Origin of the sequence: Pseudomonas sp. G(2018) (genome assembly GCF_005502415.1) — a bacterium.
Taxonomy (GTDB): Bacteria; Pseudomonadota; Gammaproteobacteria; order Pseudomonadales; family Pseudomonadaceae; genus Aquipseudomonas.
Window position 1 is genome coordinate 229,464 of the sequence record NZ_SCOO01000007.1, and the last position, 24,907, is coordinate 254,370.

The following is a 24,907-nucleotide window of genomic DNA, read 5'->3' on the forward strand; positions in this document are numbered from 1 at the left end:
GGGGTGCACAACAACGAACACAAGGGATCGACCGATGGACCACGTCAACCACATTCTGATCGTCGACGACGATCGCGAAATTCGCGAACTGGTCGGCAACTACCTGAAGAAAAACGGCCTGCGCACCACGATGGTTGCCGACGGCCGGCAAATGCGCAGCTTTCTGGAAGCCAACCAGGTAGACCTGATCGTACTCGACATCATGTTGCCCGGCGACGACGGTCTGGTGCTGTGCCGCGAGTTGCGTTCAGGCAAACACAAAGCCACGCCGATCCTCATGCTCACCGCGCGCAACGACGAAACCGACCGCATTCTCGGCCTGGAAATGGGCGCCGACGACTACCTGACCAAACCCTTTGCCGCCCGTGAACTGCTGGCGCGGATCAACGCCGTACTGCGCCGCACCCGCATGCTGCCACCCAACCTGTTGGTCACCGAAAGCGGCCGCATGCTGGCCTTCGGCCGCTGGCGCCTGGACACCACCGCTCGCCACCTGCTCGATGAAGACGGCACGCTGGTTGCCCTCAGTGGCGCGGAATACCGACTGCTGCGGGTGTTTCTCGATCACCCGCAACGGGTATTGAGCCGCGACCAGTTGCTCAACCTGACCCAGGGCCGCGACGCCGATCTGTTCGACCGCTCCATCGACTTGTTGGTGAGTCGCCTGCGTCAACGGTTGAAGGATGACTCACGGGAGGCGACCTATATCAAGACCGTGCGCAGTGAAGGCTATGTTTTCTCCTACCCGGTGGAAATGCTCGAAGCGTAGATATGCTCGAAACACAGGCAACATTTTTCCAGGGGTTTGTATCCATCTGTATATGAACCCCGCCCGGATACGCAAAAACCGATTTCGCGCTGTTCAAGCACACATCAGCGATACACCCCGGCGTTTAACTGTGACCACTAGCTAGCACGAGCTACTGACCACTCACTTACTAAGCGCACGGAGTATCAAACATGTTCAACTTCTCGAAAGTTTCGTCCCTGGCACTCGGCCTGGCACTGGTGGGCGGTCTTGGCCTGTCGAACCTGGCATCGGCCAACACCCCGAGTGTCGCCTCCCAAAGCACCATCAAGGTCGTGGTGGCCGAAGGCGGCTCGGACCGCTTGCAACAAAATCGCGTGGCTGAAGGCGGTGCCGATCGGTTGCAAGAGTTGCGTGAACGGGTCGCTGAAGGTGGTTCCGATCGCCTGATCCAGAATCGTGTTGCCGAAGGTGGTTCCGATCGCTTGCAGGAACTGCGTGAACGCGTTGCCTCGATCCCCGGCAACGCCGTGCGCGGCGGTGTGATCGTTGCTGAAAACCGTGCCGAATTCGGTTCGAAATATCAGCGCTATTGATCGCGATCTTCAACACACTAAAGATCAACTGTGGGAGCGAGCCCGCTCGCGAAAGCGGTCGACCAGTCGACAATGTCGTCGACTGACACACCCTCTTTGCGAGCAGGCTCGCTCCCACAGTTTTTTTGCCACAAACCTCGGCAGCCATCCCCATAAATCCTCATCTCTGACACAAAAGCCCCGGAGATAGTCCGGGACAGTGGCACTGTGCCCGTACTAAGATTTGCGCTTCATTACATCAAGGACGATTCATGAAGCGCTTTGCCGGTTGCCTGCTGGGTTTCCTGACGCTCAATGCACTCGCGGCCGATCTGACCCTGCTCACCGACAACCATCCACCCCTGCACTTCCAGCAAGGCGGCCAATTGGTGGGATTCGGTGTGGATGTGGTACAGGCCCTGGCCGAACGCACCGGCGATCACGTGAACCTGCAGCAACTGCCGTTGCTGCGTGCCCTGCACGTGGCCAGCACTGAACCGGCCACCGGGGTTTTTACCGTACTTCGCACCGCCGAGCGCGATGATCGGTATCAGTGGGTCGGTCCGTTGCTGGAAGTGGAAACCGCGCTGTACTCCGCCGACAGCGCCCGGCCACCGGTGCACAGTTTGCTGGAAGCCGGCAACCTGGGGCGGATTGTCGTGCCGCGTAAATGGCTGGTGTACAGCTACTTGCAGAAGCAGGGCCTGACCAACTTGTATGGCGTCGCCTCGCCCGAACAAATGATGCGCCTGGCGCGCATGGGCCGGACCGACTTCGTGGTGGCCGATACCCTGTCCATCGCCACCATGGCCCGTGAAGAAGGGTTGGCACCCAACCAGTTGCACTATCAGATGCCGCTGATGCAGCAAGGCAGCTACATCGCGTTTTCCCTGCAGACCGATGTGCATCAGGTCGAGCGCTGGCAACAGGCGCTGGATGAGATGAACCGCGATGGCCGCCTGGAACAGATCAAACAGCGCTGGCTCAGCGACAGCACGCCCCGCTGAGCAAGGATCACCGTTCTCGATAACAACTATGCGTAAGGGTGTTTTCTCATCGCAACGCTCCAGCACTACAGTGGCCACATCTTCTTCCCACGCTCTGGAGCAATATCATGAAAAGCATCATCGGTCTTGGTTTCGCCCTTTCGGTTCTTGGCGCCACTTCCGCCATCGCCGCCCCGCATGCCACGGAGGCAGTCGTTGCAGCAGCCACTGTCAGCCAGCCGGCAACACTGAATGTGAACACGGTTGGCATCGACCGTCAGGACAGCCAGAAAGAAAAACTCTACGTCGCGGAAAACCGCCCTGAGTTTGGTTCGAAATATCAGCGCTACTGATCAACGGCCTTGGGCTGGTTGACGCAGGAAACCCCGGGTAGATCAGGTCTGTCCGGGGTTTCCTTTTTGGGTCAGGCATTTATTGCTGCCCCCGCAAATACTGCAGCAGCGTATTCAAAGCCACCGACCTCGGCCGGGAACGCAAGGTCAGCAGGCCAATGTTGACCATGGAGATCGGCAGTTCGACCGGCAGGATCGCGACCATGCCGTAGCCCGCATAATGCTCGGCCACGTCATTAGGCACCACCGCGATCATGTCCGACGCTTCGAGCATCGCTGTGGTCGCCAGGATCGAAGCGGTTTCGACGATGTCCAGCGCCTGCACCATGCCGCCGGCTTGCAAGGCACTCTCCACGCGGCGGCGCATGGGGCTGCCGATGGGGTGCAGGATCCAGGTCAAGCTGACCAGGTCGGCCAACTGCAATGGCGAGGCACCCGCCAACGGATGACCGGCCCGGCCGATCACGCGCATCTGCTCGCCGTTGTCGAACAGCTCGATGTCCAGGTCCTGACTGTCGCTCTGATCCGGCAGACGCCCCAGCACCACATCGAGATCGCCGCGCAGCAAGGCCGGCAGCAAGGTATCGCTGGTACCGACTTCAATGGAAATCCGCACCTTGGGGTGATCACGCTTGTACGCCAGCACCGCCGTGGTCAGCAGCCGGGGCACCGGCCCCATCACGCTGCCGACCCGCACCAGGCCCATGGCCCCGCGCGCCAGTTCGGCGATCTGCGCCTGGGCATGCTCGAACTCATGCAACGCGCCCTGGGCGTAACGAATCATCACCTCGCCATACAGCGTCGGCTGCATGCCCCGTGGCAAGCGCTCGAACAGGCGCACGCCAAGACGCTCTTCCAGTTGCTGCAACAGCAGGCTGGCGGCCGGTTGCGTGGTGTGCATCGCCGTGGCTGCCCGCCGCAGGTTGCCGAACTCACCCAGGGCATTGAGCAAGGTGATCTGCCGGCTGGAGATTTTCAGAGTGCCAAGGTTGCGGGGCTGCAACATATCAAATCCGATATACCTGCTTAGGGAATCGCGATTATGCCTGTATCGCTCGGCGACCTACAGTCGAGTCTCCAACGGTTTACCGAGAACAAGAGTCCATGAGCATTCGAATCACTCACCTGAGCGTGCGCGACATTCGCTTCCCCACGTCCCTGTCTTTGGACGGCTCTGATGCGATGAACAGCGCGCCGGATTACTCCGCGTCCTATGTCGTGCTGCACACCGACACCCCGGCCCTGGAAGGCCATGGCCTGACCTTCACCATCGGCCGTGGCAACGAAATCTGCGTGGCCGCCGTGCAATCGCTGGCACCGATGGTGGTCGGCCTGACCCTGGAAGAGATCGTCGCCGACATGGGCGCCTTCTGGCACAACATCACCGTGGGCGACAGCCAACTGCGCTGGCTGGGTCCGGAAAAAGGCGTGATCCACCTGGCCACCGCGGCCATCGTCAACGCCGTCTGGGACCTGTGGGCCAAGCACGAAGGCAAACCGGTGTGGAAGCTGTTGGCCGGCATGACACCGGAACAATTGGTGCGCTGCCTGGACTTCAGCTACGTCACCGACGTCCTCACACCCGAGGAAGCCATCGCCCTGCTGCGCCGCCAGATGCCGGGCAAGGCCCAACGCGAGGCGCACATGCTGCGCGAAGGCTACCCCGGCTACACCACCGCGCCGGGCTGGCTCGGCTACAGCGAAGAAAAAATGCGTCAGCTGGCCCGCGAAGCGGTCGCGGATGGCTGGACCCACATCAAGCAGAAAATCGGCGCCAACCTGGAAGACGACATTCGCCGCGCCACGATCCTGCGCGAAGAAATCGGCTGGGAACGCACCCTGATGATGGACGCCAACCAGGTCTGGGACGTCGAAGAAGCCGTCGCCAACATGCGCCGCCTGGCAGCGTTCGCCCCCCTGTGGATCGAAGAGCCGACCAGCCCCGACGACATCCTCGGCCATGCCAGCATCCGCCGGCGCATCGCCCCGATCGGCGTCGCCACCGGCGAGCATTGCCACAACCGGGTGATGTTCAAGCAGATGTTCCAGGCCGGCGCGCTGGACTTCTGCCAGTTGGACGCGGCACGCCTGGGCGGCCTCAATGAGGTGCTGATCGTGCTGCTGATGGCGGCTAAATTCGACGTGCCGGTCTGCCCCCATGGCGGTGGCGTCGGCTTGTGCGAATACGTGCAGCATATCGCCCTGTTCGACTACATCGCCGTCTCGGCTTCGCTGCAAAACCGGGTACTCGAATACGTCGACCACCTGCACGAGCATTTCCTCGACCCGGTGGTGATCCGTCGCGGCCGCTACATGCCACCGCAACGTCCGGGCTACAGCATCGAAATGAGCGCTGAAACCCTGGAGCGTTACCCGTTTCCCGACGGCCCGGTGTGGGTTGATATCGCAACACAGTAGTCGCCTAACCTGCGCGCTGGGCCCGTTCCGACTCATCCAGGTGTTCCAGCAGCACCGCTATCGTCGCATCCCGCAACTTGATGGCCTCCATCCAGTCCGGCCCTTGCGCCAACAGCGGGGGGCCGATGTTGACGTGGATTGCACCGTGGCGTGGGAACCACTGACCGTCGCGCAGCACTTTGCGCGTGCCGCCAATGGCGACCGGCACCAGCGGCACGCCGGCACGGGCGGCAAGCACGAAAGCGCCCATGTGGAATGTGCGCAAGCCTGGCTCGCGGGTGAAGGTTCCCTCGGGGAAGAACACCAGCGGCTGGCCGGCTTGCAGTACCTCTGCCAGGGACTCGGTGTCTGCGGCGCTACGCTGCAGATCGAAACGTTCGACGAAGCAGGCACCGAGCTTGCGCAGGAACCGGCCGGCGATCCACTGGTCAGCCAACTCGCGCTTGGCCACGAAGCTGAACTGCGGCGGCAGGGCCGCGCTGAGAATGACGCCGTCGAGGTAGCTGGCATGGTTGGCGGCCAGCACGCACACCCCCGCCGCAGGCAGGCATTCCAGCCCCGTGACACTGAACGGTATACCCGCCAAGCGCAGGAACAGCCGGGCGGCCGCTCGAGTGAAGCTGCGGCACCAACGCTGGCGCGGCAGGATCGCGACGCCCAGCCAGGTCAATGGTGTAACCAGCCAGAACAGCAGCCAGATATAAGCGGCATACAGCGCCGCGCGGCAGGTTCGCCAGCTGCGGCCGAAATGGGCGCGGACGGCCTGCACCACCAGGCGCAGCAGCTGGCGCCACACGGCCAGGTGCGGCCGCCCCACTTCGCCGCGCTCATACAGTTCGCGACTGGCCGCACGGCGAATCTTCCCGCTGGAGGTTTTGAGTACGCTATGCGGTGGCGCCAGAACGACATCGTCGGGCGACACACCGGTGAGGTCGACCACGATGCGGTTGACCTCCTGCTGCAACTGTTGCCGGGCAGCCGCTTCCTTTTCGAGGCTTTCGGCCAACACCACCAGGCGCTCGGTACCGGTGGCCGGGTCAGGACTGCCGAACACCGCGATGCAGCCTTTGCGCAGACCGGGCAAATTGCCGACCGCCGCTTCGACATCGTAGGGGTAGATGTTGCGTCCGGCACGAATGATCAGGTCCTTGGCGCGGCCGGTCAGGTAGACCTCACCGCCGGCCATGTAGGCAAAATCGAGCGAGTCCATCCAGCCATCGCGCAGCACCCGGCGGGTTTCTTCAGGATTACGGTAGTAGCCACGGGTGGTGGACGGTCCACTGAATTGCAGGTGACCCTCGCTGCGCTCGGGGAGTTCGCCCCCGCGACCATCGACGATGCGAATCTGATGCCCCGGCAATGGCCGGCCGCTGGAGACAAAACACAGCGTCGCATCGGTGTCCGCTTCGGCGGGCAATGCATTGCCTCTTGCCTGGAACGCCTCTCGCTGCACCCGATCGATCAGCGGCCCCCGGTCGAGTGGAGGAAAGGACACACCCAAGGTGGCCTCGGCCAATCCATAGACAGGCTTCAGCGCAGTGGACGCCAGGCCATAGCGAGCGAAACGTTCGGCGAAGCGCTGCAAGGTCTGCGGGCTGACCGGTTCGGCACCGTTGAAGGCCAGGCGCCAACTGCTCAGGTCCAGGCCCTCGAGGTCGTCGTCAGCCAGTTTGTTCAGGCACAGTTCGTAGGCAAAGTTGGGCGCTGCCGACATCGTGCCGCGGTAACGGTCCATGGCCCATAGCCAACGTGCCGGCCGTGCCAGGAAAGCCAGTGGCGACATCAGCACCAGGTTGTAGCCGTAATACAGGCTGCCCAGCCAGGCACCGATCAATCCCATGTCGTGGTACATGGGCAGCCAGCTGACGAACACGTCCTGCGGTCCCACCTTCAGCGTCCTGCCCATGGCGCGCAGATTGGCCAGCAGATTGGCGTGGCTGACCATCACCCCCTTGGGTTGGCCGGTGCTGCCCGAGGTGTACTGCAGGAAAGCGATGTCATCCGCTTGCCGCGGCGGTGTGATGCACTCGCCCCCCTCCTCCGTCAGATCGGCCACGCTGGCGATGCGGCTCAGGCTCGGGACCCGCGGCAGGAGCAGCCGGGCGAGCAACTTCGCTTGCGTCACGGTGATCAGCACTTTGGCCTCAGCGTTACACAGGATGCCGACCTGGCGACGCAAGTGATCCTCTATCTGCGACAGGCGCAGCGGTGGGTAGATGGGCACCGGCACCCCACCGGCCAACAGGATGCCGAAAAAACCATGGAGAAAGTCGCGGCTGGTGGGCAGCATCAGGGCTACGGTCTGACCGGTGTGCAAGCCACTGCGTTGCAGCCCTGCGGCAACGGCCAGGGCGCCCTGGTGCAAGGCGCCATAGCTGATTTCTTCCTGTTGGTCCCCTTCACCCAGCAGGCGTACGTGCAGATGCTGCGGTTGATGGCGTACATGCCACTCCAGTACCTCGATCAGGGTCCGCGCGGCGTCCGGCGTCTGCCCTGTGGCAGCCAGGGTTTCGCTGGAGTCGCTGGAGGGCAATGGACTGACGACCTCGGCGCCCTGTCTGCTGTGCAGCACGCGCAGTATGTCTTGGGGGGTGTCCGCCGAGGCGAACAGGTTTTCTGGCAGGCGCACATCGAACGCGTGCTCGATGCGTGACCAGAGTTCGACCCGAGCCAGGCTGTCCAGGCCCAGATCCCGATCCAGCACGCTGTGCAAGGTGACCTGTAAACCTTGCGCCGCTTGCGGGCGCAACTCGACCACGGTGCGCCGGACAATTTCGAGCAACTTTTGCGCGTCCCCATCGAAACGGGGAACGGTGCGGGTTTCTGGAAGCGGACGAGACATCGACGGCCCCTCATGACAGGACACTCGGTGTATAAATCCTTACCCACGACCATTATGCGCCTATGGCGGCGACTGGGAATGCCGTCATGGACTGCCGCGCGCCTACATTGCAGCTAGGCTTTAAGGACCCAGCGCCTGCAGAGAGACCGCCATGTCAGCCAGCCTTGCCCCCGGAGTGACACGCCGAGAAATCTGGGCCTGGGCGATGTTCGATTTCGCCAACTCCGGCTACACGACTGTCGTGATCACCGCCGTGTTCAATGCCTACTTTGTCGCGGTGGTCGCCAAGGGCGAAGCCTGGGGTACGCTGGCCTGGACCAGCGCCACCGCCCTCTCCTATGTCCTGATCATCCTGACCGCGCCGCTGATCGGTGCCTACGCCGACGCCTTCGCCTGCAAGAAACGCCTGCTGCTGTTCAGCACGATCGGTTGCGTCGCCTTTACCGCTGGACTGGCGCTGGCCGGACCGGGAGAACTCGGTGTGGCGATCCTGTTCATCGTGCTATCGAACTTCTGCTTCGGCAGCGGCGAGAACCTGATTGCCGCCTTCCTGCCCCAACTCGCCCGTGCGGATGCCTTGGGCAAGGTGTCCGGCTGGGGCTGGGGGTTGGGCTATATCGGCGGCCTGGTCAGCCTGGGCGCCTGCCTGGCCTTTGTCAGCTGGGCCCAGGCGCAGGGCCAGACGGCGGCGCAATTCGTGCCGGTGTGCATGCTGATCACGGCGGTCTTGTTCGCCTTGGCCAGCGTACCGACCTTCCTGTTCTTGCGCGAACGCAGCCAGCCGCAGCCAGGCAGCAGCGACAGGCCTATCGCACAAGCGGCGCTGGCGCGCTTCGCGCAGACGCTGCGTGAAGCCGAGCACTATCGAGACTTGCTGCGCTTTCTTGCCTGCACCGTCTGCTACCAGGCCGGCATCTCGGCAGTGATCACCCTGGCGGCCATCTATGCCAATCAGGTCATGGGCTTCAGTACCCAGGACACGTTGCTGTTGATCTTCGTGGTGAATATCACGGCCTCCATCGGTGCCGTACTGTTCGGTTGGCTGCAGGATCGTCTCGGCCATCGCGCCACGCTGGCGCTGACCCTGCTAGGCTGGCTCGGCATGGTCGGTCTGGTCTGGGTGGCGCACGGTCCCGGACTATTCTGGCTGGCGGCGAACCTCGCCGGTCTGTGCATGGGCGCCAGTCAATCGGCTGGACGGGCGATCGTCGGTCTGCTCGCGCCACCGACGCGGCTGGCGGAGTTTTTCGGCCTCTGGGGGCTGGCGGTCAAACTGTCGGCCATCCTCGGTCCCATGACGTACGGCCTTACCAGTTGGCTGTCCGGCGGCGATCACCGCCTGGCCATGCTGATTACCGGCAGCTATTTCGTGATCGGCCTGCTGATCCTGGCCGGCGTCGACCTCGAGCGCGGACGACAGGCAGCTATCAGCGGTACAGAGCGTCTCGAACAGTGAGAGCGGCTATCAGGACGACGTCCCGCGCGCGTTCACTGAATGCAGGCGTATATTGGTGGTGGCGATCCGGGAAATTGAGGCGCCAGGCGCTCGCCAATGGCGTGGCGAACAAGAGAACCAACAGATAACCCACAATGCTGGAGGTGCGACATGAGCCAATATCAACGCCTCTTTCTGATTGCCGGTCCTGCCATGCGCCACACGCCGGCGCTGGAGCGGGCCGTCGCACTGGCCAAAGCCACTGGCGCAGTGCTGCATATCGCGGTATTCATCGAAGACGTCGACATCTTGGGATTGATGAGCGGAAACAAGAAATTTCGCGAAATCTGTCAGCAAGAGAACCAGAAGTGGCTGCAGGATGAAGCCCAGCTGATACGCGGCAATGGCGTTACGGTGACCACCGAAGTGGTATTGGCTCGGGACGTACTGAAGGAAATCCTTCAGCATGTGAAGGACTTGCAACCGGACCTGGTGATCAAGGACGTACACCACGAATCAACACTCAAACGCGTATTCGTCACCCCTCTGGATTGGCATCTGGTACGCGATTGCCCGGTTGCTGTTCATCTGGTCAGCGAAGTCAGGTGTCCACTGCCACGGGTGGTCGTGGCGGCAGTGGATCTGTCCCACCCAGAGCATCAGATCACTGACCTCAACGATCGCATCATCCTGGCGGCGAAGAGGATGGCATCGCAGTGCAACGCAGAGCTGCACCTGCTGCACGCCTTCGATCCATCGCAAACACATATCTCCGACGCCGGCGCCGGTGCGGTAACGATGCCCGGCTTCAGCGCCGACGTGCGTCGGGCACTGCACAAGTCCTTCAATACCCTGGCCGACAGCTGCCACGTACCCTCTGAACGACAACACTTCATTGAAGGGTCGCCAGCCAAAGTGATGTCCGACTTCGCAGCCCACAGCCGGGCCGATGTGTTCATCATGGGAGATACCCATCGAAAAGGACTGCACAAGCTGCTTGGCAGTACGACAGAACACGTGCTGTACAAGGTGCCCTGCAATGTCCTGGCAATAAAGGGGCAAGTCGATCAGTTGGGATAGCCTGAAGCATGACAAGTGCAACTTTCCGCTTCTACGAGGAACTCAACGATTTCCTGCCGCCCGAACGGCGGCGGCAGTCCTTCACCTGCGAGTGCGCGCAAGGGGCGACGGTCAAGCACATGATCGAGGCGCTCGGGGTACCGCACACGGAGGTCGAGCTGGTGCTGCTCAACGGCGAGTCGGTGGGCTTCGGGCGGGTGATCTTCGACGATGACCGGCTGGCGGTGTATCCCAAGTTCGAAACGCTGGACATCAGCCCGCAGCTCAAGGTTCGTGCGCAGCCGCTACGGGTGCTGCGCTTCGTCGCTGATGCACACCTTGGCGGGCTGGCCAGCCTGCTGCGAATGAGCGGCTTCGACACCCTCTACGACAATGGCTTCGAGGATGGCGAGATCGCCGAGATCGCGGCGCAGCAAGGACGCATCGTGTTGACCCGCGACCGCGAACTGCTCAAGCGACGCATCATCAGCCACGGCTGTTACGTGCATGCCCTCAAACCGTCGCTGCAACTGCGCGAATTGTACGAGCGCCTCGACCTGGCGCGCAGCGCGCGGCCCTTCAGCCTGTGCCTTCATTGCAACCTGCCGCTGCACGAAATCAGCCCGGAACTGGCCCGGCCGCTGGTGCCGCCACGGGTTGGCGCCCTCTATTCGCACTTCCTGCGCTGCGACGGCTGCCAACGGATTTACTGGGAGGGTTCGCACTGGCGCGGCATGTGTGCCCTGCTAGCGCCGTTGCTGGACCGATAGCGCAGCGCGTCGGGTCGAATAAATGGCCAGGTGCAGTTATTCATCAGTGGCTGATTTGAAGCAGGCGGCCGACCGCATCCAGAACCACTTCGGGGGCCTCTCGATGGGGGACATGATGACAATTTTCCAGTATCAGATATTCCCCGGGCACCTTCGCAAGCCTGGCGATGCGCATGGGATGCAGCACGGACCCGTACTCGTCTTGCTCACCATGAATCGCCAGCAGTGGGCAGTGAATCGAGTCAACGGTGTCTTCAATCGTCCAGCCGCTAAAAGCCTGCGACAACCAGGTATCCGTCCAGGCTGACAGCACCCAAGGCGCTTTATCACCATGATATTTTTCAAGACGCTCCCTTTGCCCCGGCGCCTCGAACTGCGCCTTGGCGTCTTGAATACCGCGCAGCGTCTGCTCTTCAACGAACGCTTGTGCCGAGACGGTGATCAATGCAACGCAGCGCTGCGGGTACAGGGCGGCGCAGCACGTAGCCATCGCGCCGCCCACACTATGGCCCATGGCGACAAACCGATCGAGTTGCAATTGGGCCCTGACCAGCGCGAAGAAACGCTCGGCTTCGTCGCGGATGAAATCCATGGGCAAATTCTCCGGGTACGGGTCCGACTGCCCGAAGCCGAGCCGGTCATAGGCAATCACCTCCCTCCCTGTGGTCTGACAAAGTCGCTCAGGAAAGTCTCGCCACAATTGGACGCATCCAAGGGAATCATGAAAAAGAATGATCGGCGGTTCTGCCTGGCTGTGTTCCACGCCCGCCGGGAACCAGCGTCGAGTAAACAGTCGCCCATGGGGCGTATCGATCCAAAGCGATTCGGCACGGACAAACGATGACATTGGAATCCTCATCTGATCATTCAAGCGGATAAAAGAAAACGAAGTGTTGCGGTCGCGAGGACAACGATCAGCACGCAGTCTGGCGCGCGCCCGGTACTAGCGCAAATAGGATGAATCCCGGTAGCCATCGGGCAAACGCAGCCGATGGTCGTTGCATTTCGCTGGTCGCCCGCCTGTGGCTAAGCTTAATAAATCGGGACGAACTGAAACCTGAGTGATACCGGCCATCAGTGGACCTGGACCGGCATCAAGGCGGTGTTCCCCAAGGAGACGACTATGTACGCAGTAATAAGAACTTACCTGGGTACTGGAGCAAAGCAGCTTTTCGAGCTGTTGGAAGAGCGCAGGACCGACGTCGAAGCTGCCCTGCGGACAGTGCCGGGTCTGGTCAGCTACACACTCCTCAATACGGGTGATGGTGGTACGTCGATAACTGTTTGCACCGACAAGGCCGGCAGCGATGCGAGCTTGAAAGTCGCACGTGAGTGGATTCAGAAAAATGCAGCAAACATCCGAGCGAACCCGCCGATCGTGACGGAAGGTCCGGTCATTGTGCAGATCAAATAGCGCGTCCTTGCGATTGATCTCACGACACTGGCGAGGGTTTTGTCTCGACAAGTAGAAATCGGCCCAAAGCTGCCGGTGCGAGCCGGCAGAAAACGGGCAGACTCAAAGACCTGAAGTTTGCCAACTTGACGGCGCAAAAGGAGGTATATACGTCATTTAGGTCGAAAGCCTTTTTGCGTAGATTTATTCCTGAACCCGGTACCCTCGCCGGTTAAAGGAAACTGCCATGAACACCCGCATCCACCAAGGTACCGCGCTGGCCGGTTTCGCGCTGGGGGAGATTGTCACCCTCCCGGCGCCGGCTGAGTTCGATCACCGGACCACGTTCGAAAACGCGCGCAAGGCGCTTTCCCCGCAGCTGTCCCGCTCTGTCCCGGCACTGCGATATCTCGAAGCCTGATCGAGGGCTTCTCCCTCTACGAAACCCTACAAACAGAGGCGCGAATGACATTCCAGCGATGCGTTTCGTCGTTGGCATGGCCCTTCGTAATAGGGCGCGCATTGCCCGAGGAAAACCAGATGTCGAACCGAAACCAACAAGTCGAGCAGTCGCTGACATCCCGTATTGATGTTGTCGGGCTTTGGCTGGCGCCCTTTGGGCTGCGCATTTTGCTCGCATGGGAATTCTTCGAAGCCGGACTTGAGAAGCTGCAAGGGGCGAACTGGTTCGCCGACCTTGGCGACAAGTTCCCGATGCCGTTCTCGTTGCTGAGCTCGAATATGAATTGGACCCTGGCAACCTGGTTCGAACTGATCGGCAGCCTCGCTTTGCTGCTCGGTTTGGGCACCCGCTTTATCGCACTGTCGCTGTGGGTGCTGACAATAGTTGCCACCTACACCATTCACTGGCCGTCGGATTGGTCGAGCTTGAGCGGGCTATGGCAAGGCTACGCAATCAGCAACGACGGCTACGGCAACTACAAGCTGCCGTTGATCTACCTGGTGATGCTTTTGCCGCTCATCCTCAATGGATCCGGTCGCCTGAGCCTCGATCATCTCATCGACGTCCTCCGAGACTCAGCAAGCAGGAGTTCTGCCGGTCCGAGCGCGTGGGGGCTTGTACTCCTGACGCTGGGGATGACGGTTTCGATACTGCTGCCATGGGTGGGAGGAACGTTGGCGGGCATCGCAATGATCCTGCTGGTTTTTCCCCGCAGTCCTGGCTCCGTTCACATGCCGCTTTCCAAATCTTGATTTGCTACTGCATTTGGCAGTGCTACCCAGCGGCTTCGCCGCACCCCACCTGGAGAAAATGTAATGTCTGATAAAACCATCCGTAACAAGCGTATTGGTCTGATGAGCGTCGCGCTGGCCGGGATCGTTCTGAGTGGATCGGCGTTTGCCGTACAACAATTGCCGCAAGGCTACACGCTTGCCGCGGCACACACTGCAGCTGAAGGCAAGTGTGGTGAAGGTAAGTGCGGTGGCACGGAGTCCAAGACACAGGCCAAGACTTCCGAGGGAAAGTGCGGTGAAGGCCAATGCGGTGATGCGATTTTCAACTCGATCGATACTGATGATGATGCGCGAATCTCGCGCGCCGAGTTCCTCGTGGTTGAGCCGAAGGGGCAAGCCGTGTTCGCGAAGAAGGACACCAACACGGACGGCTACATTGATGAAATGGAGTCGTACCTGAGTGTCAAGGCGGCCTATAACGAGAACGGCAAGGAACTGCCCAATGGCCTGTTCTCTACCAAGGAGTGAGCCATGCGCCCCCGCTTTGCGCGGGGGCGTTTTTTTATGTCCTTCCTAAGCTTCCGCCAAACGCGCATTGCGTCGCAGAACCTGCGGGGGCTGCCCGAATGCCCGCAGGAATGCGCGGCGCATTCGCTCTGTATCGATAAAACCGGTTTCGCAGGCGACTTCGTCCATTGAATGACGGCTTTGCTCGACCATCACCCTCGCTGCTTCTAGACGAAGGTGTTCGACGGCTTTGGCGGGCGATTGTCCGGTTTCGGCTCGAAACGCTCGGCTGAACTGCCTTGGACTCAGATGGGCTGCCGTTGCCAATTCTTCTACTGTCAGTGGGGCGCGCAGGTTCTGGCGGGCGTGTGTCAATGCACGTTGGATGCGATCGGATTTGGCGTCTAACTCCAACAGCGCCGAGTGCTGAGACTGTCCGCCGCCACGTCGATGATAGACGACCAGGTCTTGGGCAACCTTGCGGGACAGTTCCGGGCCGAAATCCTTCTCAATCATGCCAAGCGCCAAGTCTATGCTGGCGCTCATCCCGGCAGAGGTCCAGATAGGTCCGTCGATAATGAAAATTCGATCGTCCTCTACGTGTGCTTTCGGAAACTGTTTCTGAAGATCGCGCGCATGAAACCAGTGCGTGGTGACTCGTCGACCATCAAGCAATCCGGCTTCACCCAGTATAAAGGCCCCGGTGCAGACCGATGCGATGCGCCGTGTGGACTCGGATGCCTTACGCAGTTGGATAATCAAGTCAGCCGGAGACGGGGTCGGATCCATCCAGCCAGTGACGATCAGCGTATCAACCTTGCTGCTCGACAGCGGACTCGTTTCAACAGGGGCACCAAACGAGTTGGGAACACCGCCACCGCTCTGCGAGAGGAGTCGGATGCCATACAACGGCTCATCCGCCGCGCCGTTCGCGAGTTCGAACGCGGAAACTGCCGCCAATCCCATGATTTGGAAGCCGTGCGGCAAAACGAAGCCAATCGTGATCATAGGACAAACCTCTGTGGCCTGACACGAGCTATACGGGCATTTCAAGCCATGGTCAATCATCTTGCATCGCACTCGGCCCCTGAGAATATGCCGATCGATTCCCTGACTATCCAGAGGTCACCAAAGCGGACTGGACTGTACTGTGAAGCCAAAGCCGGACATCCAGTTAACCAACCTCAAAGAAGCGCAACACTGAGTTCGTCAGTTATTTAAGCAGCGGCTCCCTAGAACTTTTCTCTATTTATCGGTCTATGTGGATAGGCGCATCCGCCCGGTAAGCGCGACCTCACAGGCTTCCCGCAGCCAGATGGCCACACGTCCATTGTCAATCAGAGGTTGTCTTCGCTCATGAAATTCCATGACCCACGGATGGTGCTCTTCGGCCTGTTCGCGTTCGCGGCATTGGGCTCGGCATCAGCAACACAGATGAAGACCTCAACTCCTGCTTTCACAACTGAAGTCACAGCCGTTCAGGCACCTGTCCAGGCCGCCGGCAACCCTTGGCCGACCCTGAGCAGCATGGCCGACAAACAGTCGGGGCCGTTGCTTGCCCATGACGACCGATACTGGCATGACGGCCGTTGGCACGATCGTCGGGACAATTGGCGCCGAGACGACTGGCGTCGAGACCAGTGGCGTAGAGAGCAAGCCCGCCGGGAAGCTGAACGCCGTCGTGATTGGGAGCGCCACCATGATCGAGCCATGCGCCACCGCTACGAGCACGATCATCGCTACTATCGTCGCTAGTGAGGCGTCACGATGTTAGTCAAAGGTACCGAGATGAATGTGAGACTCATGCTGGCCAGGTGGGTGATGGCTGCGATCGGCTCAGTCATGTTGATGCCAGCCTCAGCGGATTACCGGCGAGGCGAACACGAGGGTGGCGAGTGGAAGGACGAGTACCGGGACGGGCCATGTAACGTAAAGATCGAGTCCAAGGACGACGAATACAAGGAAGAGATCAAATGCCCGAATGGTCACGGCGCCACCTGGCGTCGTGGCGAGTGGAAAGACGAGTTTTGGGAGCGTGGGTGCAAGGTCAAAATCGAAGCCAAACGAGATGAATATAAAAAAGAGGTCAAGTGTGATCGCGATAATTGATCAGTTACTGGGACCGCGCGCAAAGCGGCGCAGTCAGCACGATTACTTTTCCTCTTTTCATTGAGCGTGCGCTCTGCCCACGAATCTAACTGGTCCTTTTGAGTGTCGCCGGGATACGCCAGAAAGCTTGATCGGAGCGAATACGAGCAGGCTTTCGTCTAGAACCTGGAACGCGCGACCAATACGTTTTTTTATCCTGCAAAGGAGCGCAAAATGAGCTGCCTGGCGTTCGAATTGACGCGTTTCATTCGGCTGGCGTGAGCAATCCTGGGCACCATGGGTAAGGCTTTCTCGCGGACGATGAGCGCGCCTACTGTCGACTGCAGAGGCCGGAGGAGGCGTTTTGAAATCATTCCCGCTCAGACCTGGCGCCTCAACTCTGGACATGTTGCTTCAAGCGTGGCTGCCGCGCCGTGACGCTGTTCCGCCAACCTTGACGGAAAAAGCCGTCATCCCAGGCATTCCCGATGCTCGCTACAGGTTGGATCACGACCTGACTCCGTTCATTCAGGATGCGGTTCAGTCCAACAAACGTGAGAGCGAAGTGCTTGCCAGGGCCGGGAAGCCGAACGATGTCCTGCCACTGGCAAGCATGCTGGCAATCTCGGGCGGCGGCGATGCCGGCGCATTTGCAGCGGGACTCATAGCCGGATGGACCACCCATGGAACTCGCCCTCTGTTCAAGGTCGTCACGGGCATCAGCGCGGGCGCCCTGGTCGCCCCATTCGCGTACCTGGGGTCGGAGTACGACGGCGTGATTCGGTATGTCTCCAACGCAATCGGACCGAAAGACATTTTCCATTCGCGAAGCGTGCTGACCCGTCTTGCCAGCGACGGTATAGCGGACAGCAAGCCGCTGTCGAGACTCATCGCAAAATACGTCACTGCGCAGATTCTTGCGGCGATTGCGGCGGAATACGCCAAAGGGCGAATTCTGCTGATCGGCACCACTGACCTTGATTCAGGGCGGCCAGTCACCTGGAACATGGGCGCCATTGCCGCCAGCAAAGCACCGGGCGCGCTCGACCTCTTTCGCAACATCATGCTCGCGTCCATGAGCATTCCCGGAGCAGTCTCGCCCGTCATGATCGATGTGGAGGTTGACGGCAAACAATTCCAGGAAATGCACGTGGACGGCGGAGTCATCACTCAAGTGTTCCTTTACCCGTCCAGCACCGTGATGTCACTGAGCAAAGCCACCGGCGCACCTTTGCGATTCGAACGTCATTTCTATGTCATTCGTAATGGGACACTGGAGCCGCAGTGGTCCGGGACCAAGCGCCGCACATTGAGCATCGGCGGTCGAGCCATCAGTGCTTTGATTCAAACACAGGGAATCAGCGACCTGGAGCGAATCTACCGTATGGCGCAGCAGGATGGAGCGGATTTCAGTCTTGCTTACATTGGCTCCGACTTTTCCTGTGCGCACAGTCGGAAATTCGATGGCGAGTACATGAAGCGTTTATTCGATTACGCCTTTCAACTCAGCGCGAAGGGTTATCCGTGGCATAAATCGCCGCCCTCGGAAAACACTCAACGACGAAACACCCGCTGAAAAATTTAGCCAGTCTGTTGCATCGACCGGTTGAGTCCCCTGCCGAATGCGGACATTCAGATAGCAAATCTCAAAGAGGCCGAACACTGAGGTCGCCAGTTTGCCGAGCAACTTGGCCAAGGGCGGGCAGCTCGCTCGCCCCTTTTTAGGAATGAATAGACAAGGGTGCCGGTCAGATCAATGCAACCAGCCAAGGCAGCCCGCCTGCGACTATGCAAATCCGAGGAACGACAGGACTACTGCAATGACCACGACCAACCCAATGATGTAGATAATGTTGTTCAAGGTATTCACCTCTCTGTCTGAAGGATCTCGATGCGATGGCACTGTTGCGCACTATTGTTGCCTCGCTATTTGAATCGACCACAACGAAGCTCAATAGCTCCTTCGTTTATGGGTGTGCGAGGCCTTTGTTTTTCGGGAAGTGCGGAAATCGGCCAAAAACCAAACATCTGTGGCGAGGGAGCCTGCTCCCACCCACACCTGTCACAAAGGAAGCGGCCTGTCCTGAATGACCCGTTTCATCACAAGGGTTGAGGTCAGCCGCTGCACGTTAGGCAGTGTCGATAAACGCTCATCATAAAGTCGTTGAAACGCAGGCAAATCCTGGGCAACAACGTGCAGCAGGTAATCCGGCTCCCCGAACAACCGCTGGGCATCGACCACTTGCGGGATATCAATGAGCGCCGTTTCGAACGCCTCGACAGCTTGCCGGTCACCCTCTCGAAGCGTGGCAAATACCATGGCGGAAAAGTTCAGGCCCAAAGCACCGGGATCGAGTAGCGCACGATAGCCCAGCAATACACCGGCTTCTTCCAGTGCACGTACGCGCCGATGGCACGGCGAGAGGCTCAAGCCTACGCGCTCGGCAAGCTCGGTCACCGAAAGACGGCCATCCTTTTGCAGTTCAGCAAGAATCTTTCGATCAGTTCTATCCAAGTAGAAATATCTCCCCATTTTTGACCAGGCAACGATTACCTTTAAAAGTAAATTCTAACCTCTTTTCATTATTCTTCCCTTCACCATTAACGACCGGACGTCCTTCAACAAAAGGGCGAAGGTCCTGGCTTTCGAGGCGGATGATGAATAAAGCGTTTTGTGAACGACTGACGCGGGTGGCGCCATGACCCTCAGTGTTTTTGCTGCGTTCTGGGGGGTGTCGATTCTGTTTGTCATCACGCCCGGGGCCGATTGGGCGTACGCCATATCCGCGGGCCTGAAGCATCGAGTCGTGGTGCCCGCCGTGGGCGGATTGTTATCCGGACATTTGCTGGCCACGATGGTGGTCGCCGGCGGTGTGGGTACACTGATCGCCAGCCATCCCGTGGCCATGTCGGTACTTACAGTGGCCGGAGCGGGCTATCTGCTTTGGCTGGGCGCCAATATGCTTGCGCGCCCTTCCACCCCTCGCGCGGATGAAGCCCAGGTGTCCGGTTCATGGGAGCGCTGGGCGTTCAGGGGGCTTTGCGTAAGCGGGCTCAATCCCAAAGTGTTCCTGCTGTTCCTTGCGCTCTTGCCTCAGTTTGCCGACGCTACCGCACCCTGGCCTGTACCGATGCAGATGATTGCGCTCGGCCTGGTCCACACGTTCAGCTGCGGCGTGATCTACCTGCTGGTCGGATTCGGCTCGCAAGCCGTTCTTCGGGCACGCCCTGATGCCGCTCGACAGGTAAGCCGTTTCTCGGGAGCCGTCATGATCATCATTGCGCTGGTGCTGTCGATCGAGCAGCTGTGTGGCTAATCATTTTTTGTGCAGGCATCACCGACACAACATTGTGAAATACACGTACCTGTGGAAGCGGGCTTGTCCGCGATGCCGTGTTGACGGGACTGCCGTCATCGCGAGCAAGCTTTGCTCCTACAAGGAGAACGCAGCTTCGACAAACGCCTCCAGCGCCTTGTCTTCCAGGATCTCGATAGAAAAGTGCCCGAAGCGCTTGGGCAACCAAATGATACGTGCCCCGGACGGGGATTGCAGGTTCGCGCGGGCTAATGGCTTGCCGTTTTCGTCCTCCGGCTGAACACCGGCGAGTATCAATTCGTCATAGGCCTTCTCGATGTCCGGTGTCGAGTAGCAGTGACGGTAAATCATGCCCTCGCCCGCGCTGTCCATCAGTTCCTTCAGGTTCCCCGCCAACGGTTGTACCAACATGAAACGCTCTTGACCGATCAGCGCGATCGCATAGCGTACGTGCAGACCACCGCGCTCCCACACAAGTGTTTTGGAGATCCTGGCTTTCAGGATCTGCGCGTAGTACGCACAGGCTTCGTCGAGATTTTTCACCAGTACATCTACGTGACTGAACTTCAGCTCCATTGCATGCCTCCTGCCGAAACGGCGACCATGGTAATCACGCCCCCTCAAGAAAAATCAACATGACCATCACGATCCGTCATGAACAGCCGACACCCGAATTCCCCACAAATGGGCCTTGCTACCCGCTTCCTGCAACAGCCTGCTGTGCTTGCGGATAGGCCATGAAATTGCCCTGCATCGCTCAAGCACCCGGTCTATCAGACACAACCCGGATCGTCGTCAAACCCTTGGCATAGAGAATGCTATTTGTTCATCCACGCACCATTGAGCGGTTGAAGCTGCGACAACAAGATCAGCAGCACACCTGGGGCAATCCCTATGCACGCCACTGCCGCATTGTTCCGACGCTTGCGCCGAAGAACGGCTGACTCGATTGCGCCCACCCGCCAATTCAATCTTATGCGCTGGTTTTCGGTGGTCAGTTTCCTGCTCATTGGCGTGATTGCTTTTGGGCTCGGCTCCGTGTCAACACGGTTCCTGGTCACCGAAAGTCTCGAACGCGATGCCCTGATGTCTGCGCAGTTCATTCAGACCATCGCCAAAGGCGAGATACGCCATCACGGGCTGGCCGGCCTGCAGATTGCAGAGCCTGTGCAACACGTACAAGATGAGGTGCTGTCAAAAAACGGACAGCGTGTCAGATCCGAGTTCCTGGATTACCTTTCGCGCCTCCCGGATTTGCTCTTGATCTCTATCTACTCTCCCCTTCGGACGGTGGTCTGGTCGACCAACCCGCAACTGGTTGGAAAGCACATTTTGAATGACGAGCTCGAAGAGGCATTCAACGCCAAAGATCGGGTTTCAACCAAGTACAAAGAGGTGGATAAAGACCGCAAAGAGCAGAAATTTTTTCGCGCCCCCAAAATGTTCTTCGTCGAGAGCTACATCCCCATTTTGGATGACGGTGGGAACATCCAGGCGGTGGTTGAAATTTACCGGGAGCCGCTTGACCTGATTGCAAGCCTCAATCGCGGGCACTGGATCATCTGGCTGTCGACGATGGGCGGCCTGCTGTTTTATTTCGGGGTTTATTGGATAGCCCGACGCGCATCGATTGTGCTGGCCTTGCAAGAGGACCAGGTTGTTGCCAACAAGACCTACGGTGGCCTGGTCGAAATGTCCACGGCGGTCGCCCACAGCCTTCGCAACCCCCTGGCCTGCATTCGCTCAAGCGCAGAGTTGGCCAGAGACATGGACGGCCAACCCGCCAGGAAGAACATCGACGATATCGTCAGTCAGGTGGATCGGATGTCGCGGTGGGTGCATGAATTGCTGCTGTGCTTGAGCCCGATCCGCGGGGAGGTCGAACTGGTGGATCCGATGGCGATAGTGCAAACCACACTTAATGGTTTCAGCCAGCAGCTGGCTCAATCAAGAATCCAGGTCGAGTTCAACAATGAACCGACCCCAAGAATCATCAGTAATCCGCTGTTGCTTTCGCAGATTCTCAAGAGTGTCGTGGCCAATGCCATAGAGGCGATGCCGGCAGGCGGCCGGTTAACCTTCCAGGCCAACGTGGACCAAGCCCATCAATGGCTGCATCTCACCATTGCAGACACCGGGAATGGAACGTCAAGGCAACAGGAAATGATGGCATTCAAATCCTTCTACACCACCCGTCAAGGCAGGCTGGGTATAGGGCTGACCATGGTGAAGCAGATCATGCAAAGCTTTGGCGGAGAAGCGAGCCTGACAAACCATGAACAACAGGGTGCGGCGGTGCAATTGAGTTTCAGAGTCCTGGATAGAAGAGCCGGCGCATTGCACTGACCTTCCAGAAAATTCCGCGTTTCAACGCTGTCGCACCTCCCCGGGTGCTTGCGCCGGTGCCGTGAACCATTGGTCCCTGGGCACGCGCTTTTCTTCTTCGGGATCGCCCAGGTAGTGCGGCGACATGATCTGCACGCCGTATTCGTTGAAGACGTCCTGAATATTGGCGTGCAGCATGCTCAGCAGCACGGCGCGGGGTCGGGGTTGGCTGGGGATGGCCTGCGCCACCAGGCGATACTCGGGATAAAAATCCGACAGCGCGGTCTGGAACACTTGCGCCGGTGGATCTTCGAGCACACCGGGTGTGCGCCTGGCGGCTTCCAGCAACATGGCCTCGACCTGACGCCATGGTGTGTCGTAGCCAATGGTCACCACCGTATCCACCACATAGCCCGGGCCTTGCACCGTGCGGGAATAGTTTTTGGTCACCGTGCCGGTGATCATCGAATTGGGCAAGGTCAGCACTTCCCCCAGGCCGGTACGGATGCTGGTGGTGAACATGCCCAGTTCGGTCACCGTGCCTTCGTATTCGCCGATGCGCACGAACTCACCGGGGCGCAAGGTTCGGGTGTACGTCAGGATCAACCCGGCGGCCGCCTGCCCTACCACGCTGGTGGCCCCCAGCGAAATCATCAGGCCGATCAACACGGACAAGCCTTTGAAGGCATCGGTGCCCGCACCGGGCAGATACGGGTACGCCATGGCCAGCGCAAACAGCCAGATCGCCAGCGACGTCAGGCGCTGGGTAGGCTGCAGGGTTTCAATGTTCAGCCAGCTGAAGGTGCCCGGTGTCGCCATGCGCCTGAGCACACGCCGACTGAACGCCGTCGCACCACGGGCGATGAAGAAAATCGCCACGGCCACACCCAGCCCGGGGATGGCGCCGACGATGGCCTGAAGCAGGTAGCTGGCCACCTCGAACAGGTAATCGTTGAGGCTTTCCCCCCATGGCCGGGTGTAGGGAAACCGCGACAGGACGAACCCCAGCCATTCATAGGTGAGCAGCAGCAAGACCAGCCAGCGCAAAAGCCAGAACAGGCGGATGACCAAGGGGTACAGATAATTGGCCTCAATGACCTGTACCCGCCCCACTTTCAACGCCCGCGTGTGGCGATCCATCAACTCGGGCAGCCGCTTGAGCACTCGACGGCGCAGATACGCCACCCCCCAGAGCAGCGCAAAATACACAACCGTGGCGATGGCCGCCGTACCGAGCGAGCGAAGAATCAATTGCAGGTTGCGCGCTTCCCGGGTTTCAGCCACCACCTGACGCAGCTTCTGTGCCGCGCCTTCTGCGGCCTGCAGGACAGAGGCGTAGGCAAGGCTGTCGACATCCTTGGGCGCCACGATAAAGGCACGCCGGGTGCCCAACAGCACCAGATAACTGTCGTGGATCGGGTCAAGGGTGACGACAGGCTCGTCGGACTCATCCAGGGCTTCACCGATCACTGCTTTGGCCCGCTTGACCCGCGAAGCCGGTGTTTCGCCAAGCACCGTGGCTTGGAACACCATGATGCTGCGATTGGCCACTTTCAATTCGACGGCATCTTGCGCCGACTCCACGGCGTCCCCGGCCCATAGCAGCATTGACCAGAACACACCGAAAACGACCATCAACAAGGCAGGCAACCTGCTGCTCCGCATGTGTCAGTTCCTTACGCCACAGGTTGGGGACAGGGTTTCAGAACGCAGCGTAGTTCAGTGATGCAGGGTTGTCAGATGGCCGTTCCTGGATAAAGGGTGATTGGCACGCAATCACTCTACCCGCTCCAGGCGCTGGTACTCCCGCGGACATACGCCAAACCGGGCGCGAAACTCGCGGGAGAAATGAGCACCGTCGGAAAAGCCACAGTCCATGGCGATCTGGGTGATGCTGCTCTGACTGTTCACCAGCAGCCAGCCGCCGTACTCGACCCGCAGCGAGCGCTGGAACTCCATGGGTGAAAGCCCCAGCGACTGCTGGAATGCCCGTGTCAACTGGCGCCGCCCGAGCCCGACATAACGCGCGATGGCATCCAGGGTCGGCAGGCTGTCCATGCGCTGCTCGATATAGTGCGCGGCCTGCCGCACGCGCTCATCCTTGATGTCTGCCAGGTTGGCATAGAAGTGCGCCTGGGGCTGACGTCCCTGGCGAATACCCTGCAGCATCATGTGCCGCACCGCCTGCTGGGCTTTTTCCCGTCCGCAATGCCGGGCCACCAGGTACAAACCCAGGTCGATGGCTGCCGTCGAGCCGGCGCAAGTGATCAGATCGCCCTCATCGATGAACAAGTGATCCACCGCCGCCGGGGTCTTGGGAAAACGTGCACGAAACGCATCCAGCACATTCCAGTGCACGCACACCGACCGACTACCGATCACACCCGCCTGCGCCAGGGCGAACGTGCCGGTGCAGATGCCCAGCAACCGCGTGCGACTCTTCGCTACGCGCTGCAGCCAGTCGCGAAAATGGGCCGGCAGGTGGGTGTTGAGATAGTCGTTGCCACCGCAGATGGCCACGTAATCGAACGCGTCCAGGTCTTGCGCCAGGCCTCCGGACACCTCCAGGGCGATCCCGGCGCTGGAGGTTCGCGGCAAGCCGTCGACGCTCATCACACGCCACGCCGTATGGATCTGCCGGCTGCCACCCCCCAGGTCGGCGGACAAGCGCAACACATCGATAAATCCGGAAAACGCCGCCAGCGTGAATTGGTCCAGCAGGACCAGCCCCACTGACAGCTGCGGACGGTTTCCCGCCCCGAGTCCGGGGGAGTCAGGCAGATGGCAATCGCGATGTATCTGAGTCATTTTTGGCATGACCTAACTATTCAACTTTAAGACCCTGAAGTGCAAGCGCTCGCCTCAACGATACGAGCAAGATGCAGACAAGGGGA

General features: G+C 59.8%; 23 protein-coding genes and 3 pseudogenes. 18 read left to right on the forward strand and 8 right to left on the reverse strand.

The genetic code is table 11. The features are described from left to right. The first annotated feature begins 34 nt into the window (after positions 1-34). From FFS64_RS10165 to FFS64_RS10180, 4 genes are all read left to right on the forward strand, one after another. A complete protein-coding gene (locus FFS64_RS10165) occupies positions 35-769 on the forward strand; it encodes a response regulator (RefSeq protein ID WP_137805262.1) in 735 nt (244 codons plus the stop codon). 191 nt (positions 770-960) lie between these two features. Beyond that, positions 961-1,344, forward strand: coding sequence for a hypothetical protein (locus FFS64_RS10170; RefSeq protein ID WP_137805263.1), 384 nt, complete (start codon positions 961-963; stop codon positions 1,342-1,344). Positions 1,345-1,595: 251 nt separating this feature from the next. Further along, positions 1,596-2,330, forward strand: a complete 735-nt coding sequence (locus FFS64_RS10175) for an ABC transporter substrate-binding protein (RefSeq protein WP_137805264.1) — start codon at positions 1,596-1,598, stop codon at positions 2,328-2,330. 107 nt (positions 2,331-2,437) lie between these two features. Then, positions 2,438-2,662 (forward strand): hypothetical protein, encoded by a 225-nt coding sequence (locus FFS64_RS10180; protein WP_137805265.1) that lies wholly within the window; start codon positions 2,438-2,440, stop codon positions 2,660-2,662. Positions 2,663-2,741: 79 nt separating this feature from the next. Here the strand turns inward: FFS64_RS10180 and FFS64_RS10185 are convergent, their stop codons facing one another. After that, positions 2,742-3,668 (reverse strand): LysR family transcriptional regulator, encoded by a 927-nt coding sequence (locus FFS64_RS10185; protein WP_137805266.1) that lies wholly within the window; start codon positions 3,666-3,668, stop codon positions 2,742-2,744. 98 nt (positions 3,669-3,766) lie between these two features. Between FFS64_RS10185 and FFS64_RS10190 the strand changes: the two genes are divergently transcribed. Beyond that, positions 3,767-5,080, forward strand: coding sequence for an L-fuconate dehydratase (locus FFS64_RS10190; protein ID WP_137805267.1), 1,314 nt, complete (start codon positions 3,767-3,769; stop codon positions 5,078-5,080). A 4-nt stretch (positions 5,081-5,084) separates the two neighbouring features. On the opposite strand, the gene FFS64_RS10195 is transcribed toward FFS64_RS10190, so the two are convergent. Next, the gene (locus tag FFS64_RS10195; protein WP_256660436.1) at positions 5,085-7,922 is read right to left on the reverse strand and encodes an AMP-binding protein; all 2,838 of its coding nucleotides are present in this window, start codon (positions 7,920-7,922) and stop codon (positions 5,085-5,087) included. Positions 7,923-8,073: 151 nt separating this feature from the next. On the opposite strand from FFS64_RS10195, the gene FFS64_RS10200 reads away from it, so the two are divergent. From FFS64_RS10200 to FFS64_RS10210, 3 genes are all read left to right on the forward strand, one after another. Then, positions 8,074-9,378, forward strand: coding sequence for an MFS transporter (locus FFS64_RS10200; protein WP_137805268.1), 1,305 nt, complete (start codon positions 8,074-8,076; stop codon positions 9,376-9,378). A gap of 150 nt (positions 9,379-9,528) precedes the next feature. Next, positions 9,529-10,437, forward strand: coding sequence for a universal stress protein (locus FFS64_RS10205; RefSeq protein ID WP_137805269.1), 909 nt, complete (start codon positions 9,529-9,531; stop codon positions 10,435-10,437). 8 nt (positions 10,438-10,445) lie between these two features. Then, positions 10,446-11,186 carry a Mut7-C RNAse domain-containing protein gene (locus FFS64_RS10210; protein WP_137805270.1) on the forward strand — a complete coding sequence of 247 codons (741 nt, stop codon included), beginning with the start codon at positions 10,446-10,448 and terminating at the stop codon, positions 11,184-11,186. A 43-nt stretch (positions 11,187-11,229) separates the two neighbouring features. Here FFS64_RS10210 and FFS64_RS10215 read toward each other — a convergent pair whose 3' ends face one another. Next, positions 11,230-12,033: an alpha/beta fold hydrolase gene (locus tag FFS64_RS10215; RefSeq protein WP_137805271.1), complete on the reverse strand. Its 804-nt coding sequence runs from the start codon at positions 12,031-12,033 to the stop codon at positions 11,230-11,232. Positions 12,034-12,309: 276 nt separating this feature from the next. Between FFS64_RS10215 and FFS64_RS10220 the strand changes: the two genes are divergently transcribed. From FFS64_RS10220 to FFS64_RS10230, 4 genes and pseudogenes are all read left to right on the forward strand, one after another. Then, the gene (locus FFS64_RS10220; protein ID WP_137805272.1) at positions 12,310-12,600 is read left to right on the forward strand and encodes a hypothetical protein; all 291 of its coding nucleotides are present in this window, start codon (positions 12,310-12,312) and stop codon (positions 12,598-12,600) included. A gap of 226 nt (positions 12,601-12,826) precedes the next feature. Further along, on the forward strand, positions 12,827-13,000 hold the full coding sequence (locus FFS64_RS31255) for a hypothetical protein (protein WP_171017075.1): 174 nt from the start codon (positions 12,827-12,829) through the stop codon (positions 12,998-13,000). Between the two features lie 119 nt (positions 13,001-13,119). Beyond that, positions 13,120-13,602 (forward strand): annotated as a pseudogene (locus FFS64_RS10225) (DoxX family protein); the annotation flags it as partial. 255 nt (positions 13,603-13,857) lie between these two features. Further along, on the forward strand, positions 13,858-14,304 hold the full coding sequence (locus tag FFS64_RS10230; RefSeq protein ID WP_137805274.1) for a hypothetical protein: 447 nt from the start codon (positions 13,858-13,860) through the stop codon (positions 14,302-14,304). A 45-nt stretch (positions 14,305-14,349) separates the two neighbouring features. On the opposite strand, the gene FFS64_RS10235 is transcribed toward FFS64_RS10230, so the two are convergent. Continuing rightward, positions 14,350-15,291, reverse strand: coding sequence for a GlxA family transcriptional regulator (locus tag FFS64_RS10235; RefSeq protein ID WP_137805275.1), 942 nt, complete (start codon positions 15,289-15,291; stop codon positions 14,350-14,352). A gap of 348 nt (positions 15,292-15,639) precedes the next feature. On the opposite strand from FFS64_RS10235, the gene FFS64_RS31260 reads away from it, so the two are divergent. The 4 genes and pseudogenes from FFS64_RS31260 to FFS64_RS32185 all read left to right on the forward strand — a co-directional run. Next, positions 15,640-16,038, forward strand: coding sequence for a hypothetical protein (locus FFS64_RS31260; RefSeq protein WP_171017076.1), 399 nt, complete (start codon positions 15,640-15,642; stop codon positions 16,036-16,038). A 12-nt stretch (positions 16,039-16,050) separates the two neighbouring features. Beyond that, entirely contained in the window at positions 16,051-16,392 is a 342-nt protein-coding gene (locus FFS64_RS10245; protein ID WP_256660437.1) for a hypothetical protein, read from the forward strand. 592 nt (positions 16,393-16,984) lie between these two features. Then, positions 16,985-17,527: pseudogene (locus tag FFS64_RS32180) on the forward strand (patatin-like phospholipase family protein); the annotation flags it as partial. 322 nt (positions 17,528-17,849) lie between these two features. Beyond that, a pseudogene (locus tag FFS64_RS32185) lies at positions 17,850-17,981 on the forward strand (IS30 family transposase); the annotation flags it as partial. A 452-nt stretch (positions 17,982-18,433) separates the two neighbouring features. Here FFS64_RS32185 and FFS64_RS10255 read toward each other — a convergent pair. Further along, positions 18,434-18,886, reverse strand: a complete 453-nt coding sequence (locus FFS64_RS10255; protein ID WP_095196175.1) for an Lrp/AsnC family transcriptional regulator — start codon at positions 18,884-18,886, stop codon at positions 18,434-18,436. A gap of 184 nt (positions 18,887-19,070) precedes the next feature. On the opposite strand from FFS64_RS10255, the gene FFS64_RS10260 reads away from it, so the two are divergent. After that, positions 19,071-19,688, forward strand: a complete 618-nt coding sequence (locus FFS64_RS10260) for a LysE family translocator (RefSeq protein ID WP_137805277.1) — start codon at positions 19,071-19,073, stop codon at positions 19,686-19,688. A 117-nt stretch (positions 19,689-19,805) separates the two neighbouring features. Here FFS64_RS10260 and FFS64_RS10265 read toward each other — a convergent pair whose 3' ends face one another. Then, complete coding sequence (locus FFS64_RS10265; protein WP_137805278.1) at positions 19,806-20,264, reverse strand: VOC family protein; 459 nt, start codon at positions 20,262-20,264, stop codon at positions 19,806-19,808. 318 nt (positions 20,265-20,582) lie between these two features. Between FFS64_RS10265 and FFS64_RS10270 the strand changes: the two genes are divergently transcribed. Beyond that, positions 20,583-22,034, forward strand: a complete 1,452-nt coding sequence (locus FFS64_RS10270) for a HAMP domain-containing sensor histidine kinase (protein WP_137805279.1) — start codon at positions 20,583-20,585, stop codon at positions 22,032-22,034. A 21-nt stretch (positions 22,035-22,055) separates the two neighbouring features. Here FFS64_RS10270 and FFS64_RS10275 read toward each other — a convergent pair whose 3' ends face one another. Both FFS64_RS10275 and FFS64_RS10280 read right to left on the reverse strand, forming a co-directional pair. Then, positions 22,056-23,678 carry a mechanosensitive ion channel family protein gene (locus tag FFS64_RS10275; protein ID WP_137805280.1) on the reverse strand — a complete coding sequence of 541 codons (1,623 nt, stop codon included), beginning with the start codon at positions 23,676-23,678 and terminating at the stop codon, positions 22,056-22,058. A gap of 111 nt (positions 23,679-23,789) precedes the next feature. Further along, a complete protein-coding gene (locus tag FFS64_RS10280) occupies positions 23,790-24,821 on the reverse strand; it encodes a GlxA family transcriptional regulator (RefSeq protein ID WP_218571079.1) in 1,032 nt (343 codons plus the stop codon). Positions 24,822-24,907 lie beyond the last annotated feature (86 nt).

What these genes read in the sequence shown, in the direction of transcription:
- FFS64_RS10215 (WP_137805271.1), bottom strand. Translation starts at nt 12,033, where the DNA reads ATGTCATCGTTTGTCCGTGCCGAATCGCTTTGGATCGATACGCCCCAT.
- FFS64_RS10170 (WP_137805263.1), top strand. Translation starts at nt 961, where the DNA reads ATGTTCAACTTCTCGAAAGTTTCGTCCCTGGCACTCGGCCTGGCACTG.
- FFS64_RS10220 (WP_137805272.1), top strand. Translation starts at nt 12,310, where the DNA reads ATGTACGCAGTAATAAGAACTTACCTGGGTACTGGAGCAAAGCAGCTT.
- FFS64_RS10180 (WP_137805265.1), top strand. Translation starts at nt 2,438, where the DNA reads ATGAAAAGCATCATCGGTCTTGGTTTCGCCCTTTCGGTTCTTGGCGCC.
- FFS64_RS10205 (WP_137805269.1), top strand. Translation starts at nt 9,529, where the DNA reads ATGAGCCAATATCAACGCCTCTTTCTGATTGCCGGTCCTGCCATGCGC.
- FFS64_RS10280 (WP_218571079.1), bottom strand. Translation starts at nt 24,821, where the DNA reads ATGACTCAGATACATCGCGATTGCCATCTGCCTGACTCCCCCGGACTC.
- FFS64_RS10185 (WP_137805266.1), bottom strand. Translation starts at nt 3,668, where the DNA reads ATGTTGCAGCCCCGCAACCTTGGCACTCTGAAAATCTCCAGCCGGCAG.
- FFS64_RS10275 (WP_137805280.1), bottom strand. Translation starts at nt 23,678, where the DNA reads ATGCGGAGCAGCAGGTTGCCTGCCTTGTTGATGGTCGTTTTCGGTGTG.
- FFS64_RS10260 (WP_137805277.1), top strand. Translation starts at nt 19,071, where the DNA reads ATGACCCTCAGTGTTTTTGCTGCGTTCTGGGGGGTGTCGATTCTGTTT.
- FFS64_RS10175 (WP_137805264.1), top strand. Translation starts at nt 1,596, where the DNA reads ATGAAGCGCTTTGCCGGTTGCCTGCTGGGTTTCCTGACGCTCAATGCA.
- FFS64_RS31255 (WP_171017075.1), top strand. Translation starts at nt 12,827, where the DNA reads ATGAACACCCGCATCCACCAAGGTACCGCGCTGGCCGGTTTCGCGCTG.
- FFS64_RS31260 (WP_171017076.1), top strand. Translation starts at nt 15,640, where the DNA reads ATGAAATTCCATGACCCACGGATGGTGCTCTTCGGCCTGTTCGCGTTC.
- FFS64_RS10245 (WP_256660437.1), top strand. Translation starts at nt 16,051, where the DNA reads ATGTTAGTCAAAGGTACCGAGATGAATGTGAGACTCATGCTGGCCAGG.
- FFS64_RS10270 (WP_137805279.1), top strand. Translation starts at nt 20,583, where the DNA reads ATGCACGCCACTGCCGCATTGTTCCGACGCTTGCGCCGAAGAACGGCT.
- FFS64_RS10165 (WP_137805262.1), top strand. Translation starts at nt 35, where the DNA reads ATGGACCACGTCAACCACATTCTGATCGTCGACGACGATCGCGAAATT.
- FFS64_RS10190 (WP_137805267.1), top strand. Translation starts at nt 3,767, where the DNA reads ATGAGCATTCGAATCACTCACCTGAGCGTGCGCGACATTCGCTTCCCC.
- FFS64_RS10265 (WP_137805278.1), bottom strand. Translation starts at nt 20,264, where the DNA reads ATGGAGCTGAAGTTCAGTCACGTAGATGTACTGGTGAAAAATCTCGAC.
- FFS64_RS10200 (WP_137805268.1), top strand. Translation starts at nt 8,074, where the DNA reads ATGTCAGCCAGCCTTGCCCCCGGAGTGACACGCCGAGAAATCTGGGCC.
- FFS64_RS10235 (WP_137805275.1), bottom strand. Translation starts at nt 15,291, where the DNA reads ATGATCACGATTGGCTTCGTTTTGCCGCACGGCTTCCAAATCATGGGA.
- FFS64_RS10210 (WP_137805270.1), top strand. Translation starts at nt 10,446, where the DNA reads ATGACAAGTGCAACTTTCCGCTTCTACGAGGAACTCAACGATTTCCTG.
- FFS64_RS10230 (WP_137805274.1), top strand. Translation starts at nt 13,858, where the DNA reads ATGTCTGATAAAACCATCCGTAACAAGCGTATTGGTCTGATGAGCGTC.
- FFS64_RS10195 (WP_256660436.1), bottom strand. Translation starts at nt 7,922, where the DNA reads ATGTCTCGTCCGCTTCCAGAAACCCGCACCGTTCCCCGTTTCGATGGG.